General features: G+C 42.6%; 17 protein-coding genes and 1 pseudogene. 10 read left to right on the top strand and 8 right to left on the bottom strand.

Translation table 11 applies throughout. The annotated features are described in order from the left end of the window. Positions 1-68: 68 nt before the first annotated feature. The 8 genes and pseudogenes from BCU57_RS04195 to BCU57_RS04160 form a co-directional block, all read right to left on the bottom strand. Complete coding sequence (locus BCU57_RS04195; protein ID WP_241903564.1) at positions 69-1,289, bottom strand: DcaP family trimeric outer membrane transporter; 1,221 nt, start codon at positions 1,287-1,289, stop codon at positions 69-71. 642 nt (positions 1,290-1,931) lie between these two features. Beyond that, positions 1,932-2,618, bottom strand: a complete 687-nt coding sequence (locus tag BCU57_RS04190) for a hypothetical protein (RefSeq protein WP_102439753.1) — start codon at positions 2,616-2,618, stop codon at positions 1,932-1,934. Between the two features lie 494 nt (positions 2,619-3,112). Then, positions 3,113-4,090, bottom strand: a complete 978-nt coding sequence (locus BCU57_RS04185; protein ID WP_413211397.1) for a transposase — start codon at positions 4,088-4,090, stop codon at positions 3,113-3,115. Between the two features lie 185 nt (positions 4,091-4,275). Next, entirely contained in the window at positions 4,276-4,461 is a 186-nt protein-coding gene (locus tag BCU57_RS04180; protein WP_413211396.1) for a hypothetical protein, read from the bottom strand. 40 nt (positions 4,462-4,501) lie between these two features. Then, positions 4,502-4,894, bottom strand: a complete 393-nt coding sequence (locus BCU57_RS04175) for a hypothetical protein (protein ID WP_102436882.1) — start codon at positions 4,892-4,894, stop codon at positions 4,502-4,504. Between the two features lie 126 nt (positions 4,895-5,020). Further along, positions 5,021-5,596, bottom strand: a complete 576-nt coding sequence (locus tag BCU57_RS04170; protein WP_102436884.1) for a hypothetical protein — start codon at positions 5,594-5,596, stop codon at positions 5,021-5,023. Positions 5,597-5,959: 363 nt separating this feature from the next. After that, positions 5,960-6,376: a hypothetical protein gene (locus BCU57_RS04165; RefSeq protein WP_413211395.1), complete on the bottom strand. Its 417-nt coding sequence runs from the start codon at positions 6,374-6,376 to the stop codon at positions 5,960-5,962. A gap of 542 nt (positions 6,377-6,918) precedes the next feature. Then, positions 6,919-7,599: pseudogene (locus BCU57_RS04160) on the bottom strand (transposase); the annotation flags it as partial. A gap of 557 nt (positions 7,600-8,156) precedes the next feature. Here BCU57_RS04160 and BCU57_RS04155 point away from each other — a divergent pair. The 10 genes from BCU57_RS04155 (at position 8,157) to BCU57_RS04110 (ending at position 16,193) form a co-directional block, all read left to right on the top strand. Further along, entirely contained in the window at positions 8,157-8,609 is a 453-nt protein-coding gene (locus BCU57_RS04155) for a Rap1a/Tai family immunity protein (protein WP_102440572.1), read from the top strand. 80 nt (positions 8,610-8,689) lie between these two features. Then, the gene (locus BCU57_RS04150) at positions 8,690-9,190 is read left to right on the top strand and encodes a Na+/H+ antiporter subunit E (protein WP_102440571.1); all 501 of its coding nucleotides are present in this window, start codon (positions 8,690-8,692) and stop codon (positions 9,188-9,190) included. Next, positions 9,190-9,486 (top strand): monovalent cation/H+ antiporter complex subunit F, encoded by a 297-nt coding sequence (locus BCU57_RS04145; RefSeq protein ID WP_102440570.1) that lies wholly within the window; start codon positions 9,190-9,192, stop codon positions 9,484-9,486. The genes BCU57_RS04150 and BCU57_RS04145 overlap by 1 nt, the downstream gene beginning before the upstream one ends. Next, entirely contained in the window at positions 9,483-9,824 is a 342-nt protein-coding gene (gene mnhG, locus BCU57_RS04140) for a monovalent cation/H(+) antiporter subunit G (RefSeq protein WP_102440569.1), read from the top strand. Before BCU57_RS04145 ends, mnhG begins: the two co-directional genes overlap by 4 nt. A 26-nt stretch (positions 9,825-9,850) precedes the next feature. Further along, positions 9,851-10,864, top strand: coding sequence for a Na(+)/H(+) antiporter subunit B (locus BCU57_RS04135; protein ID WP_277869117.1), 1,014 nt, complete (start codon positions 9,851-9,853; stop codon positions 10,862-10,864). After that, complete coding sequence (locus BCU57_RS04130) at positions 10,845-11,207, top strand: cation:proton antiporter subunit C (RefSeq protein ID WP_102440567.1); 363 nt, start codon at positions 10,845-10,847, stop codon at positions 11,205-11,207. Before BCU57_RS04135 ends, BCU57_RS04130 begins: the two co-directional genes overlap by 20 nt. Continuing rightward, positions 11,207-12,685, top strand: coding sequence for a monovalent cation/H+ antiporter subunit D family protein (locus BCU57_RS04125; protein WP_102440566.1), 1,479 nt, complete (start codon positions 11,207-11,209; stop codon positions 12,683-12,685). Before BCU57_RS04130 ends, BCU57_RS04125 begins: the two co-directional genes overlap by 1 nt. Next, on the top strand, positions 12,682-14,172 hold the full coding sequence (locus BCU57_RS04120; RefSeq protein WP_102440565.1) for a monovalent cation/H+ antiporter subunit D family protein: 1,491 nt from the start codon (positions 12,682-12,684) through the stop codon (positions 14,170-14,172). Before BCU57_RS04125 ends, BCU57_RS04120 begins: the two co-directional genes overlap by 4 nt. Then, a complete protein-coding gene (locus BCU57_RS04115) occupies positions 14,162-14,506 on the top strand; it encodes a hypothetical protein (RefSeq protein WP_102440564.1) in 345 nt (114 codons plus the stop codon). Before BCU57_RS04120 ends, BCU57_RS04115 begins: the two co-directional genes overlap by 11 nt. Then, positions 14,493-16,193, top strand: coding sequence for a Na(+)/H(+) antiporter subunit D (locus BCU57_RS04110; protein ID WP_102440563.1), 1,701 nt, complete (start codon positions 14,493-14,495; stop codon positions 16,191-16,193). The genes BCU57_RS04115 and BCU57_RS04110 overlap by 14 nt, the downstream gene beginning before the upstream one ends. The last annotated feature ends 202 nt before the right edge of the window (positions 16,194-16,395 follow it).

Raw genomic sequence — 16,395 nt, 5'->3', positions numbered from 1 at the left:
GACTGCTGTCAGGCTCATGCTATGTCTCTGTTCTCGCTATATATCTATTCTCACTAATTATAAGTAAACTAAAGCACGTATTTAGCAGAAAACATCACCCGATTAAGTTCGCCTTCAATACCGTTTTCTTTACTGTTTTTAGCGTACATATATTCAACACCCACAGTTAATGGTTTCACTGGTGAATAAAGTAAATTCACATAGCCAGAATATGAGTCTTTATTAACATTTTCGCCCATCAAGCTGACATCATTATCCGCGCTAAACGCTGACGCTGTCACACTGGTACGCCATTGGTCATTCCACCAATGGCGATAAGCAATAAAACCACCATAAGAGGTAATCGCCTCAATATCGCCATCGGCATCGATAACTCCCGCATTGACATAATTGAGCGCCATATATCGGCCAAGACCTTCACCATAAGTCGCAGTATATTTAATATCATCTGCACCTACGGGTAAAATACCGCTAAAACTAACGCCGTAACCCAAAGCCGTTGCATCAAATTGAGTATCGCTAATGCGAGTTTCAATATTGAGTTGCCTTGCAATACCAGCAACAGACAATTTAGCACCAGCCTCTGTTTTGAAGTTATAGCGTGCAACAACATCAGGTACCATGCCACTACCGCTCAGAATTCGGCTAGGGCTTTGGTAACCATTTAAGGTGGTTTCAGGGTTTTCTACAGATAATTGAAAGCCGCCATTGGTATAGCGTATTTGAGTTTGGCGTACAAATGGGGTGCCTTCTGCAGCGCCAACAAAATCGAGGTTCTCAGGTAAAGCGGCTGGATTTTGAAAAGTGGTCCATGATTGACCAACAGTCCAATTATCAAAACTCACAAATGCATGACGAATACGTGGCGAATAACTGTTGGACACTCGTTCGTTACCGTCAGCATGAGTCATAAAATCCAGTTCGATAAAGCCGGTTAACTTATGGTCATCAATATCTGTAATCGTTTTAAAGTTAAATCGTGTTTCTCTCGCCTGAAAATCGACCACCTGATTTCCGTTACCCTCTACGCCATATATTGTCCCAGGTACATAAAACTGCCTAGAAATAGACCCTGAATCTGGTGCACCATGGCTATAATCACTGAACATGCTGTCGACTTTAATGTAACCACCAAATTGTACATCGGTATTTTCAATAACTGCCGCGTTTGCACCAGTCACAGAAAGCGCACTCCCAATCAATACGCCAATTAAATTCAATCCTATTTTGGTATGATTAAATTGACTATTTGCCGAGTTTTTATTGTTTCGAAATAAACGTTTTTTCATCACATCACCATTATTTTTATTGTTAAAAAAACCTTCTCTAATAATTAAGCTTTAAAGAAGGTGCCTCACAGAGAAACTATGTGTAATCAATGATGTGATCATAGAACTGGAATGAATTCCAAAACGAGGGTTGCAATAGGGTTTGGAAAAAACAACCAAGCTGTAACCAATAAGTTAAATCTCGGTTCCATAATTGTATTTAAAGTGACAACGGTAGCATTTTGACATTAATGCCAAAATGTGGACTAACGCTTATTAAATAAAGAAGTAAATCTACTGGGGATTGGCTGATAACTTTCAGGCTTTTAGTGAACATTTTATTACGCTGTTATACCAACCTTTGCCGATGAAACACCTTATGTTTCACCAACGATTGGTTAAGCGGTATTTTAGGAAGGTTAAGATGAATTAGTTGGGTTGATTTGTTTTTTAATTGCATCTTATAGAGCTTAAGAGCTGAATAATATATAGCCATCCATTATTTTGAAGTTATAACATAAAGCTAGAGTGGGTGAGCTAATTAATGAACTACAACCTTCTTTGAAATATTATTTTCAAAGAAGGTTGAATACCGAGGCCTAACCCCGCACGAGCTTTGAAATTTGCGAGCTGGACAACGATTTGGGGATAAGGACTGTTTAATCACGATAGGCCATGATTACGGTTTTTGTTAATTGTAATTACATAGTAAGTGGCAAAAGGTCGAATGAACTGCCAGACAAGCAGTAACGATGCTAACGGAAAAAACAAGCTATAAATGTTGAAGTCCGCATGGCCCTTGGCAGCATCTATCATCCATTGGGAAAACGCTGACGTGGCAAAAAAACTATAACCAATCACAAATAACATTATAAACTGCGCTTTACCTTCAATAAATAATGCCAATACTCTGCCGAATGTGGGCAGTTTTCCGCCTTGAGAAGCTTCATGCATTGGCATTTGTTTAAGTTTAGACCGAGCAATGACAAAAATGATTAAAGCGAACAAAGGTATTAATACAAAGAGGGCCCACTGCAAGATATAAAGGTCAGCAATTTCACGCTTAGCAACTGCTCTATAGTTCATTTCTGCATCAGAAAAAGGACCTAATTTTAATAATTCCCAATAAAATTCTAAGTTTTCCATGTGAATATAAGGCATTCTGAATTGCTCGAACCACATAAATAACGTAAATAGTCCAAGGTATAAAGCCAGTAATGAATTAACAGCTAGAGTCTCAGTTGATTTTCTTTGTGCGATTGAAGGCGTTATTGAAGTGTTAGTTTGAGCTGTAATACATGCACGAAAAAACATACTAATATTGTGAATATGATACTGCTTAAAAGGCATATTAATCTCTATTTTTAATTTGAAAAATTTATCCTCAAAGCATTATATGATAATTCTATATCAATGAAATAATTATGGTTTACCTTACTGTCACCTCCAATTATCAACTAGATATTCGTTAAGTTATATGGTTTTATGTATCGATGACGTAATAGCTTTTTGTGCGGATTTTGACATTTGTTTTGAAAGTTGTTGGGTTTTCTTTACTTATTCTTACTTTGATCACCCACACTAAAAAACCTAATTCATTTTGGGCCAATACAGAGTTTGACATAAATATAAAGCCACCCATTATTTAGAAGTTATAACATAACGCCATTCGTTTTAAGTTGCTAACACCTACATCCATTAACTGATGGGATTATTCCTGCCAAAGGACTGAATATTTCATCATTAATCACCAAAATTAACTCATAAACTAAATTCAATCCAGCTGAAAAGCTTGATATCAATCAAGTGGGAAATGCTTTTATTTGAGATTAAGAAATGATTTATTAAGCGCACAACCAGCGCTGACAGTTAGCTGCGCCTTGTCGTCGTTTTAGGTCTAAATGCTCACAATAATCTGTTAATGCAGGCAACGCCCCCACCGCACCTTTGAATAAAGCGTCAAACTCAGTGGTGATTTTAAGCCAATTCTCTGCGGGAATGTTCAGCCTATTGAGGATATCCTGACTACTCGCGCTAATGACGCCGCGTTTATCTTCTCGAATAATCCGCCCTGTATCTTCAACCAGCACAATGTAGTCTTTAACACTAAACATCAGTCCATTAGGCATATTTAAACGTTCATTTCCTACAAATGGTATTAACTCTTTTGGTTGCTCACCTTTAATCGCTGAATTTATGCGTCGTTGAATACTGGTGTAATCTGAAGTTTCAGGTGTTGCAGCCATTTGCGCGCGAATTGGATTCAAATCAACATACGCCATACAGGCGAGTACGGCCGCATCATCTAACAAGGCTTGAGATTTAAACCGCCCTTCCCAAAAACGGCCTGTACACTTGTCTTCTTTATTGGCCATTCTAGCAATCGGTTCACTCAAGGAACGCATAAACCAACTGATATCAGTTAAACGTTCTCGATATAGCGCAATACAATCATTAACCGTCTTTAATTCAAACTCATTAAGCGCTTCACCTTTAACAAATTTATGGGTCAGCAATGTACCTTTAAAGCCTTTATGCCATTGAGTTAACACCCCAATATCAGACCATTCTTTGGCTTTATCTACATCGACTTTAAGCACGACATGTAAGTGATTACTCATAACGGCATAAGCACAGATATCAATGGCAAAAATCGTCGCTAATTCAATAATGCGGCTATCAATCCACTCACGGCGATGTTCAAAGTTTTCGCCTGTCGACTTATCAAACCCACACAAAAATGCCTTACGTACCACACGCGAACAACAGTGGTAGTAAGGCGTATCTTCTAAACTCACGAGTGTTTTTCTAGGTCTGGCCATCTTTAGTCACCAAGTAATGAGCAATAACTCAAGCCTAGTAAGGAGTACAATATTTAGCCACTTAGAATGGGTGGCCATGTTATTATTATCACCGAATATTAAGCAGTAACCAAAGCCTAGTAGAGTGTTTGATATATAGCCATTAATCATGGGTGGCCATGTTATATTAATCATGGGTGGCCATGTTATTTGTCAAGACTCCCCCATCCGCCGCCTCCAGCGCCATTTTTATAGCTGATTGCAATGCAGCTTTCACCAATGGGGCTATCACTATACCCTGGGCCGTTATCCGTTGCGGCTACATAGCGCAACTGACAGCCGCTGGTGAATACCAACAGCACACACGCCAACAATATCTGCCCTTTACTCATCAACTGAAATTCCTTTTCATACACTTATCACCCAGTTCTGCTACCAATCGCTATGAAAGTAAGCTTGCTCTGCTTCTATCCAAGCAACTGGCTCATTCTCATTGCGTAACACTTCCCAACCTCGACCACCTAAGGTGCGCCTAACCTCACTCAACCAAGCTAATACCAAGCCTTCAAAATCGATTTGATCCACTAAATGATTGACATTGGGGTACTTAACCCCACCCCAATAGCAGGTTTTACCGTACTCGCTCAGGCGCTCGTCAACTTCATCGCTGTCACGCTCCATAAAATAAAGCGACTCCATGCCAAAGTTATCGTCGAGATACCGAAAGCATTCAGTTTGTTCAAACTTTTGCCGTAATTGTGCTAATTGTGCAATCTGCGCTGGCGTTAACTGCCAGTGCACCGAAAAATAAATATTATCACTCATTGGTTCATACCCTCAGGTTACGCAACAAAGGGAGCTTGTGCGTTGCTTTAATAATGATGTACTGCATTATTAGGGCTAATGGGCTCCGCCCCCCTTTATCCTTTAATCCTTTTATCCTTTTATCCTTTAAAGCATCTCATCTGTCTTTACCCGCCAGCCCTCGGTGCAGCCTTGGGGTAATAGCAACTCTAAATCTTGCAGCAGTTGAAACCCCTCGGTTAGCACGGTGTAATATGCTTGCTCGGTGTAACACCAAGGCGAATGTGGGGTTTGAATATCGGCATCGTAATCAAGAACCTCTCCCCTATGCAGCCGCAGTGCATTCCAGATATCATCAAAACTACCGCCGCCGCCGTAGTGGCTCGCTGGCGGGATGACGCGCATGCCAAAAGTGACCCATTGGCGCATCTCAATTTTTGCACGTATATCTTGGCGCGGGTATTTTTTGGTTCTTTCCCACCAGCCACCGGTGGCTTTGTAGTAGCGCATGGGCATCCCCGCCGCCGTGCTAACCTCGGTCACCATCTCTTGTTGCCGAGTGAGGCTTACGTAATGCTTAGGCCAAATATAATCCTCAACTTTAGGGAACTCACTGAGTAGCGCCTCGTAGCGTGCAGCAAAGTTGATATCGATGGCCGCTTGCAGTAACGGCGCCCCACATCCATTGAGCACTATCTGTTGTTGTTCTGCCGTGGCTAGCATTTGTTACTCCCTTATGTGTTTTTTCCGTAATTGTGCAATCTGCGCTGGCGTTAACTGCCAGTGCACCGAATAATAAATATTATCACTCACTAGTCCATACCCTCAGGTTGCGCAACAAAGGGAGCTTGTGCGTTGCTTTAATAATGATGTACTGCATTATTAGGGCTAAAGGGCTCCGCCCCCCTTTATCCTTTTATCCTTTAAAGCATCTCATCTGTCTTTACCCGCCAGCCCTCGGTGCTGCCTTGGGGTAATAGCAGTTCTTAATTTTCCCGCCGTTGAAACCCCTCCGTTAGCCCGGTGTAATATTCTTTCTCTGTGTAACACCCCGGCGAATGTGGGGTTTGAATATCGGCATCGTAATCAAGAACCTCTCCCTCCCCTATGCAGCCGCAGTGCATTCCAGATATCTTTGAAACCACCGCCGCCGCCAAGGTGGCTCGCAGGCGGGATGACGCGCATGCCAAAAGTGACCCATTGGCGCATCTCAATTTTTGCACGTATATCTTGGCGCGGGTATTTTTTGGTTCTTTCCCACCAGCCACCGGTGGCTTTGTAGTAGCGCATGGGCATCCCCGCCGCCGTGCTAACCTCGGTCACCATCTCTTGTTGCCGAGTGAGGCTTACGTAATGCTCAGGCCAAATATAATCCTCAACTTTAGGGAACTCACTGAGTAGCGCCTCGTAGCGTGCAGCAAAGTTGATATCGATGGCCGCTTGCAGTAACGGCGCCCCACATCCATTGAGCACTATCTGTTGTTGTTCTGCCGTGGCTAGCATTTGTTACTCCCTTATGTGTTTTTTCCGTAATTGTGCAATCTGCGCTGGCGTTAACTGCCAGTGCACCGAATAATAAATATTATCACTCATTAGTCCATACCCTCAGGTTGCGCAACAAAGGGAGCTTGTGCGTTGCTTTAATAATGATGTCAGCGGCATGACTGTTTAAGACCGATAAAAAACAAATTAAGCCGAGACCGAGCGACAAGCTAATGGGCTCCGCCCCCCTTTATCCTTTTATCCTTTTATCCTTTTATCCTTTTATCCTTTAAAGCATCTCATCTGTCTTTACCCGCCAGCCCTCGGTGCAGCCTTGGGGGAGTATTACAAAGCCACCCATTATTTAGAAGTTATAACATAACGCCATTCGTTTTAAGTTGCTAACACTTACATCCATTAACTGATGGGATTATTCCTGCCAAAGGACTGAATATTTCATCATTAATCACCAAAAATAACTCATAAACTAAATTCAACACAGCAAAAAAGCTTGATATCTATCAAGTGGAAAATGCTTTTATTTGAAATTAATAAATGGTGTATTAAGCGCACAACCAGCGCTGACAGTTAGCTGCGCCCTGTCGTCGTTTTAGGTCTAAATGCTCACAATAATCTGTTAATGCAGGCAACGCCCCCACCGCACCTTTGAATAAAGCGCCAAACTCAGTGGTGATTTTAAGCCAATTCTCTGCGGGAATGTTCAGCCTATTGAGGATATTCTGACTACTCGAGCTAATGACGCCGCGTTTATCTTCTCGAATAATTCACCCTGTATCTTCAACCAGCACAATGTAGACTTTAACACTAAACATCAGTCCATTAGGCATATCTAAACGTTCATTTCCTACAAATGGTAGTAACTCTTTTGGTTGCTCACCTTTAATCGCTGAATTTATGCGTCGTTGAATACTGGTGTAATCTGAAGTTTCAGGTGTTGCAGCCATTTGTGCGCGAATAGGATTCAAATCAACATACGCCATACAGGCGAGTACGGCCGCATCATCTAACAAGGCTTGAGATTTAAACCGCCCTTCCCAAAAACGGCCTGTTCACTTATCTTCTTTATTGGCCATTCTAGTAATGGGTTCACTCAAGGAACCCATAAACCAGCTAATGTCAGTCAAACGTTGGCGGTATTGAATGATACATTCATGAGCCGTCTTTAACTCAAATTCATTAAGCACTTCACCTTTAACAAATTTATGGGTCAGCAATGTAGCTTTAACGCCTTTTTACCATAGGTATTATCAAGCTAAGTCAGTTAAACACCGAAGCCTATCCTCAAACTCATTGATGGGACTAAGCGCTTGAAAAGGTTGCAATTTAAAGCGGTTAAAAACCCATTAGCAGTCAGCCAGTACTAGATCTAGAAGTTAGCTTCACCAAGCTAATAACCTCACTCTATTTTCAAACTTACATACTCACTAAAGCCACAAGTCATATAAAACCTTAACTGAGTAAAATTAGCAATAACCAAGTGCGTAGCCCTTGCTAGAGCCTTTCTATAGCTGGTGTAACCTGCTCAAAATCAAAAAAATATACAGTTTACACTTACTAAGCATTTAAATTTGGATAATTCATGTTATAAATAAAGAGTATTGGTTAGCAAAAAGTAAACAGCATGTTGCTAGCAACAGCTTTGCGCAACGTAATAATCTTGAAATATCATTGCAAGCAAGAAATGCATGATACGAAGCTAAACAAAGTCGCCTAAAGAGTACTGCACTGAAATATTTCACTAGGTGATATTAAAATTAATAGAATTATAAAAGGAGGTTATATGTCGCTCATAAAGCTCTTAGTACTATTTACATTCAGTGTTACTTTTTCGCTTTCCGCATCCTCAAATAACGCTAAAAATGAAGAAAAACTTGTTCTATCATCTTGTAAGTCGCTAAATAACGAATCAGCCACCATTTCGGCTATGCCATGTACTTACTATATTCAGGGCTTTCTTGCTGGTGCATTAAATACGAGTCAGCAATACGAACTTAGAAACAATACCGAAGGATTTGCTGACAGAGCTTACCGTACTCGAGTTGGTACACAGACATCCAAAAAGCTACCTACAATCGTATGTATACCCTCAGATGTAACTCGAGAACAACTGGTTCAGCAGATAGTCGATCGAACAATTAACCAACTGTCTCCATCTACAGATTCTTTTAATGACCTTCACAGGCAAGTATATCAAGCATTAGCTGATGAATCGTCATGCGAGCAAAATGATTAACGAGTAAAAAGCTAACCATAATAATCTTAAAACTCGCCAGGTTTTGTACTGGAGTTAACTAACACGAAGCATTAAATAATATGACACAAAAAAATAAAAGCGGCGTTGTTCCAAGCCATAGGCTTAGCCTGTTATTAACCTTAGCCCTATTTTGGTGGATTAACTCAAATTACACTAACCCGCTTTTATTATCACTGGGTGCAGGCTCAATCATGCTGGTGCTTTATATTGCCCAAAAAATGGATGTTATCGACCAAGAAACGCACCCAATCCGTCTAAATGCCAATATGCCAGGCTATACGATATGGTTAGTGAAAGAAGTTATTTTATCTAATATTAGTGTGGTTAAACATATCTGGCTGGGTAACAGCAGTATCTCTTCAACACTCACTACCATAGACACTCGCCAATGCTCAGATATTAATAAAGTCATTTACGCCAACTCCATTACCCTAACCCCTGGCACAGTAGCGATAGACTTAATTGATGACAAGCTTACTGTTCATGCTTTACATAAAGATGGTATCGACGCACTAAAAGCCGGAGAGATGGACCGCCGGGTAAGGGAGCTTGAAGACTAATGTTAGCTACTGCCACCATCGCTATTCTCGTTGTTATGCTACTGGCAATCATTCGCTGTATTGCCGGCCCGACGCTTTATGATCGAATATTAGCTTTCAACTCTTTTGGTACTAAAGCCATACTGCTTATTTCGCTATTGGGCTTTTTAATGGGACGCCCAGAGTTTCTCGATATCGCCCTTGTTTATGCCCTCATTAACTTTATCAGCGTCATCGGCGTTTTACGCTATTCAGACTCAGCCGAGTTCAAAGTGACCCCCTATAAATCTCATTTAACCAAGAAGAGGAAGAAATGAACCTCTTACTCGAAATAAGCAGTGGTTTATGCCTACTAATTGGTAGCTTCCTTTGTTTTTCTGGTGGTATAGGGATTATTCGTTTCCCTGATTTTTACACCCGAATGCACGCTGCAAGCGTAACCGATACCTTAGGTGCAAGCTCAATCCTGATAGGGTTAATGCTGCAAAGCCCAAATGGTTTAGTACTCATTAAGTTGGTATTGATTTTAGTATTCACACTCTTTATCAACCCTTCTGCTAGTCATGCCTTAGCAAAAGCGGCATTACATAATGGCCTATTACCGCAAAAAGATAAGCCTGATCCTCAGGGAGGAAACAAGCCATCGAAGCCTTAGTAGATGTAATACTATTAATCTTTTTAGTGGTCATCGCCATCGCTATCGTTCGCATGAGAGATCTATTAGCGGTCGTCATGTTAACCGGAATTTATGGCTTATTATCAGCCTGTTTCTTTGTGGTGCTCGACGCTGTAGATGTTGCCTTTACCGAAGCGTCTGTAGGTGCAGGAATATCAGGCTTACTCATGCTAGCCGCCATTACCATGACTGGCCGAAAAGAGGCGCCAAAGCGGCATAAACCCTTTCTTGCACTGTTTGTTGTACTCGTCACTGGTAGCATGCTGATCTACGGTACCCTAGATATGCCTTATTTTGGCACTGTTGATGCGCCAGTGCATCAACATGTTGCCCCGCGCTATATTCATGACTCGATGGACGAGGTAGGTGTGCCTAATATTGTGACGTCAGTATTAGGGAGCTACCGAGCCTTTGATACTTTAGGTGAAGTAGCCGTTATCTTTACCGCAGGTATTGGCGTGCTTTCGCTGTTATCACTGCCTCGTCGCCGTAAAAAAATTCAATCTGAAGAGCCAACAGAAGAACAAATGCATGAGCGCCACATGGTGGTGCGCATCGTCAGTAAAACACTTATTCCTTTAATCTTGTTATTTGCACTGTATGTACAATTCCATGGTGACTTTGGGCCTGGTGGCGGATTTCAAGCAGGTGTTATCTTCGCTGCTGCGATTATTCTTTATACCATGCTATTTGGTTTAGATACCGCTAAAAAGGTATTTAATCCGGCGCTAATTCAATTACTTGCTGCTGTTGGGCTTTTGCTCTATGCCAGTGTCGGAGTTGTTTCCATGATTAATGGGGCTAACTTCTTAGATTACAACGTACTGGCTGAAAATCCGATTGATGGCCAGCACTTAGGCATACTGCTGATTGAATTAGGCGTGGGCATCACTGTCGCTTCGGTGATGTTAAGCATCTTTTTCAACTTTGATGGCCGCAGACAAGCTCAGGCTCAAATTCAAGCTGAGAAAAACAGCTCAGATAAAAAAGGGGAGCAGGATGTTTCTCGGACTCTATAACTATTGGATCGTCGTATTGTTGATGATGATTGGCTTTTATATCGTTATCGCCCATGGAAACTTGGTTAAGAAGTTAGTTGGACTCACCATTTTTCAAACCTCAGTGTTTATTTTTTATATCAGTGTCGGCATGGTCGAGCGTGGTAGCGCACCGATATTGGCTGAAGGGATCAGTGATTACTCTAACCCGCTGCCCCATGTGTTAATTCTAACTGCCATTGTGGTGGGTATTGCGACCACAGCGCTTGGTCTAGCACTGGTGATCAGAATCAAAGAAGCCTATGGCTGTATAGAAGAAGATGAGATCCAAAAACAAGATCAGCTCAACGAGGACGAATCATAGTGTTAGCTCACCTGCCTGTTTTACAAGTTGTGGTGCCGCTAATGGCAGCCCCGCTATGCTGGTTCCTAAATCGCTCCAAACTTGTGTGGATATTTGCCTTATTGGTGTGCAGTGCTACCTGTATCAACAGCATAATATTACTAATTGAGGTCATGAAGTCTGGCACCATTACCTATGAACTTGGGGGTTGGGAAGCACCTTGGGGCATTGAATATCGCATCGATAAGCTGAACGCCTTTTTACTGCTAATCATCTCCACCATAGGTACTGTGGTGTTGTTTGCCGCTAACACCAGCATACAAAAAGAGTTAGACGAAGACCGCCACACCTTATTTTACAGCTTATACCTGCTGTCTTTAACCGGCATGTTCGGCATTGTGGCAACCGGTGATGCCTTTAATGTATTTGTATTTTTAGAGATTTCCTCACTGTCCTCCTATGCCTTAATTGCCTTGGGTAAAGATAGACGAGCACTGTGGGCTGCCTACCAATACCTGATAATGGGTACCATTGGTGCCACCTTTATTTTGATTGGTATTGGCATGCTCTATCAAATGACGGGCACGCTAAACATGAGCGATTTAGCTGTTAGGTTAGTTGATGTTGGCCACACCCGTACAGTATTTGCAGCATTCGCCTTTTTAATTGTCGGGATCTGCTTAAAGCTGGCGTTATTTCCACTGCACCTGTGGCTACCTAATGCTTATGCCTATGCACCTTCAATTGTGACAGCATTTTTAGCAGCAACCTCAACTAAGGTTGCTGTGTATCTGCTCATTCGTTTTACTTTTACCGTACTTGGCATCTCTTTCTCATTCACCACCCTGCCCCTGCAAAGTATTTTAATGGTGCTTGGTCTTATAGGTGTTTTTGCCGCATCTATCACGGCTATTTATCAGCAAAATGTGAAACACATCTTAGCTTACTCAAGTATCGCTCAGGTGGGATATATGATCATTGGCTACTCGATTAATACCAGTACCGGCATTATGGCCACCTTACTACATTTGTTTAACCATGCCTTAATGAAAGGCGCGCTGTTTTTAGCATTAGGCGCTGTAATGTACCGCATTGGCAGCGTCCAGCTCAAACAGTTCCAAGGCCTAGGTAAACAAATGCCATTGACCATGTCAGCCATCGTTATTGGTGGGCTCAGTTTGATTGGTGTGCCATTGACCGTCGGTTTTGTCAGTAAATGGTATCTGCTTATCGCCAGTGTTGAGGCTGGTATGTGGCCAGTGGCCGTTCTTATTCTATTGGGATCACTGCTGGCGATTATCTATATCTGGCGTATTGTAGAAATGGCTTACTTCAAGCCGCCACTTAATGGGTGTGAAACTGTCAAAGAGGCGCCTTGGACCTTCCTCGCCCCTATTTGGGCGCTCATTTTCGCTAATATTTATTTCGGTATAGATACTCGCCTAAGCGTGCAAGTTGCACAGGCGGCTTCTCAAAGTTTGTTTGGAATAACCCCATGAATCCATCTTTGCCGCTGATGTTACAGCTAACTATCTTATTGCCTTTACTGGCAACCTTTGCAATTGCAGCAACAGGAAAGAAACCTAACCTGCGTGAGGCTATCACCATCAGTATCAGCCTTATGGTGCTTTACTGCGTAATCAATATCTACCAAGCCCTCATGGCTGGTGCCAGTATTGAGGTCTCATGGTGGGAGCTGATGCCTGATTTAGAGGTGAGTTTTGTCGTAGAACCGCTCGGTATGCTGTTTGCTCTCATTGCCAGTTTTCTTTGGCTAATCACCACCATTTACGCCATCGGCTATATGCGTGACCATAATGAGGATAACCAAACTCGCTTTTATATCTGTTTCGCTTTGGCGATTAGTGCAGTGATGGGGCTCGCCTTTTCAGCCAACCTGTTTACTCTGTTTATCTTTTACGAAGTGCTCACTCTATCAACCTATCCGCTGGTGACTCACTCAGGTACAGACAAGGCCAAACAAGGTGGCCGTGTCTACCTCGGTATCTTGCTCACTACCTCTATCGCCTTTTTCTTACTGGCCATCATCTTAACTTGGTTTGTGACTGGCACCCTTGAATTTACAGCAGGCGGCGTATTTGATGCCGATGTGGATACCACCATTGCAGGCATAATCCTAATGCTATTTATATTTGGCATTGGTAAGGCTGCCATTATGCCATTTCATCGCTGGCTACCCGCAGCGATGGTGGCACCAACACCGGTCAGCGCCCTGCTTCATGCTGTAGCGGTAGTAAAAGCAGGGGTATTTACGGTATTGAAGGTGTGTATTTTCATTTTTGGACTCGACCTACTCCCCCAATTACCAACTACTGAATTTTTACTTTATTTAGCTACCCTTTCAGTGCTCTTAGCTTCAATCGTGGCGATGCGACAAGACAACTTAAAAGCCAGATTGGCCTACTCAACAGTGAGCCAACTCGGCTATATCACTATTGGGGCACTGCTAGCTACTTCATCGGGTGTGATTGGTAGTTCAATGCATATTGCCTCCCATGCCTTTGGCAAAATTACCCTATTCTTTTGTGCTGGCGCCATTTTGGTGGCTAGCCATAAATCTAAGGTAAGCGAAATGCGCGGCTTAGGTTTTGCCATGCCAATCACCATGGGCGCTTTTTTTATTGCCAGCCTTAGCATTATCGGCGTTCCACCAGCCGGAGGGACATGGAGTAAATGGTTCCTATTGATGGGCACTATTGAAACCGGCTATTGGGTTGTCATGGTTGCTTTAATGCTCAGTTCATTACTCAACATCGCCTACCTACTACCTATTCCTTACCATGCGTTTTTCCCCGGTAAAGGGTATAAGTCATCAAGTACAGATATTAAAGAAGCACCAATGGCTTCATTAATCGCATTAATTATCACATCCCTAGGCTGCTTGATTATGTTCATCCATCCACAGCCCGTTTATGAGTTGGCGAAAGCTATCTTGACTGTATCTGGAGTTAGCCATGGACAATGAGAAGCAATATCTCTTTGATAAACCGAAAAACATTCAGCGGGTTTTATACCTGTTATATACCTGTTGTGCATTGCTTGTGGCACTTGATTTTGTTATTCATCGCCATGTTTATCATAGCTGGGAAAACCTGCCAGCGTTTTATCCTATCTATGGCTTTGTCGGCTGCGTCATCTTGGTCATAGTCGCCAGCTGGATGCGTACCTTTTTGATGCGCCCAGAAGATTATTATGGACCCGTTGAAGAGCTTGATAATAGCAAAATTGAAATAGTCGACGTCAGCGATGGCCACGCCAAAGAAGCTAACAATAAAGGTGATCGCAATGTGGATGCTTGAGTTACCGCCGTTTGTGCTGTTTATCATTGGCGGATTGATTGCTGCTACAACTCGTGGAAAGCTGCGCGGTGCCTTGATGATAGCGATTCCAGTGATCAGCGGATTGCATTTGTGGACTGTGCCAGAAGGCGTCCATTTGCAATTGATGTTTTTAGACTATGAATTAATCCCTTATCGCGCAGATAAATTAAGCCTGATGTTTGGCTATATTTTCCATATTGCCGCATTTATTGGCATCGTCTACTCATTGCACGTTAAAGATACAGTGCAACAAGTTGCCGCTATGCTGTACGCAGGTAGCGCTATTGGTGCGGTGTTTGCGGGTGATTTACTTACCTTGTTTGTGTTCTGGGAGCTGTTGGCATTTACCTCAGTATTTCTAGTTTGGGCTCGTCGTACTCCAGCAGCATATAGCGCGGGAATGCGCTACCTCATCATGCAGGTTCTCTCTGGGGTTATTTTGCTGATAGGTGCGCTGTTTTATATCTCTGAAACCGGTAGCCTAGCCTTTGACTATATCGGCCTAGATAGCATTGCAGGATGGCTTATCTTTATTGCCTTCGGTATTAAGTGTGCTTTTCCTTTTGCTCACACTTGGCTTACCGACGCTTACCCTGAAGCGACGCCGACCGGTACAGTGTTACTCAGCGCATTTACCACTAAAGTGGCGGTTTATGCACTTGCTCGGGCTTACCCTGGCACTGAGTTGCTGATATACATTGGCGCTACAATGACCTGTTTCCCAATCTTCTTTGCGGTGATTGAAAACGATCTTCGCCGAGTGCTTGCCTATAGTTTGATTAACCAAGTAGGCTTTATGGTCGTCGGCATCGGGATCGGGACTTCGCTGGCATTAAATGGTGCAGTGTCTCATGCTTTTAACGATGTCATTTTTAAAGGCTTGTTGTTTATGAGTATGGGCGCCGTACTGCATATGACAAGGCGTATAAATGGCTCCGATCTCGGCGGCCTTTATAAGACCATGCCAAAAACCACGATACTGTGTATTGTTGGTGCGGCCTCCATTTCTGCATTCCCTCTGTTTAGCGGTTTTGTCAGTAAATCCATGGTGATGTCTGCCGCAATGGAAACTGGCCATGACTGGGTCTGGTTAATGCTACTGTTTGCGTCAGCAGGTGTTTTTCATCACGCGGGGATCAAAATCCCTTACTTTGCCTTCTTTGCCCATGACTCGGGTATTCGAGCCAACGATCCACCGCTCAATATGTTAACAGCAATGTTTATCGCTGCCTGTCTATGTATTGGTATTGGTATTTATCCTGCAGCGCTTTATTCTCTGCTGCCATACGATACGGGTTACAACCCATATGATGCGACCCATGTACTCGCTCAGACTCAGTTACTACTGTTTTCAGCATTAGCGTTCGTTTGGCTCAATCTCAAAGGTAAATATCCACCAGAGCTTCGCTCTACTCACCTTGATGTAGATTGGGTATACAGGCGCTTAGTGCCTAATGCACTACAGCGCATATTTGCAGTCATTTGGAAAGTGGATGGCGAAATTCGTCAATCAATTCGTGGGAAGTTAGACCAATGTCAGCAGTTTTTAGCGCGCCAATACAAAGGGGGGGGGAGCCTTATCTCGAGCGACTATCCATCTGGCAACATGGTGCTTTGGGTAGCAGTGATTCTAGCCAGCTACCTATTCATTGGCTTTATAAACTGACTCAGTCTCATTAATATACTCTCTAGCTTGTTTGCCTATAAACATGAGTAAACAGGCTACTTGTTGTTTTTTTGGGAGTGGATCTCAATTAATAATCAAGTAAATTATTGAATTAAAATTTAGCTTCAATCAATAAATCCTATAGAAAAAAACAGGAGTTTTGCCAACCAAACTCCATGTAATTTGGTTGCTTATTTAGCGC

This window comes from Shewanella sp. 10N.286.48.B5 (assembly GCF_002874355.2).
Taxonomy (GTDB): Bacteria; Pseudomonadota; Gammaproteobacteria; order Enterobacterales; family Shewanellaceae; genus Shewanella.
The sequence above is the reverse complement of the archived record's forward strand: the minus strand, read 5'-3'. Positions and strand labels throughout refer to the sequence as shown.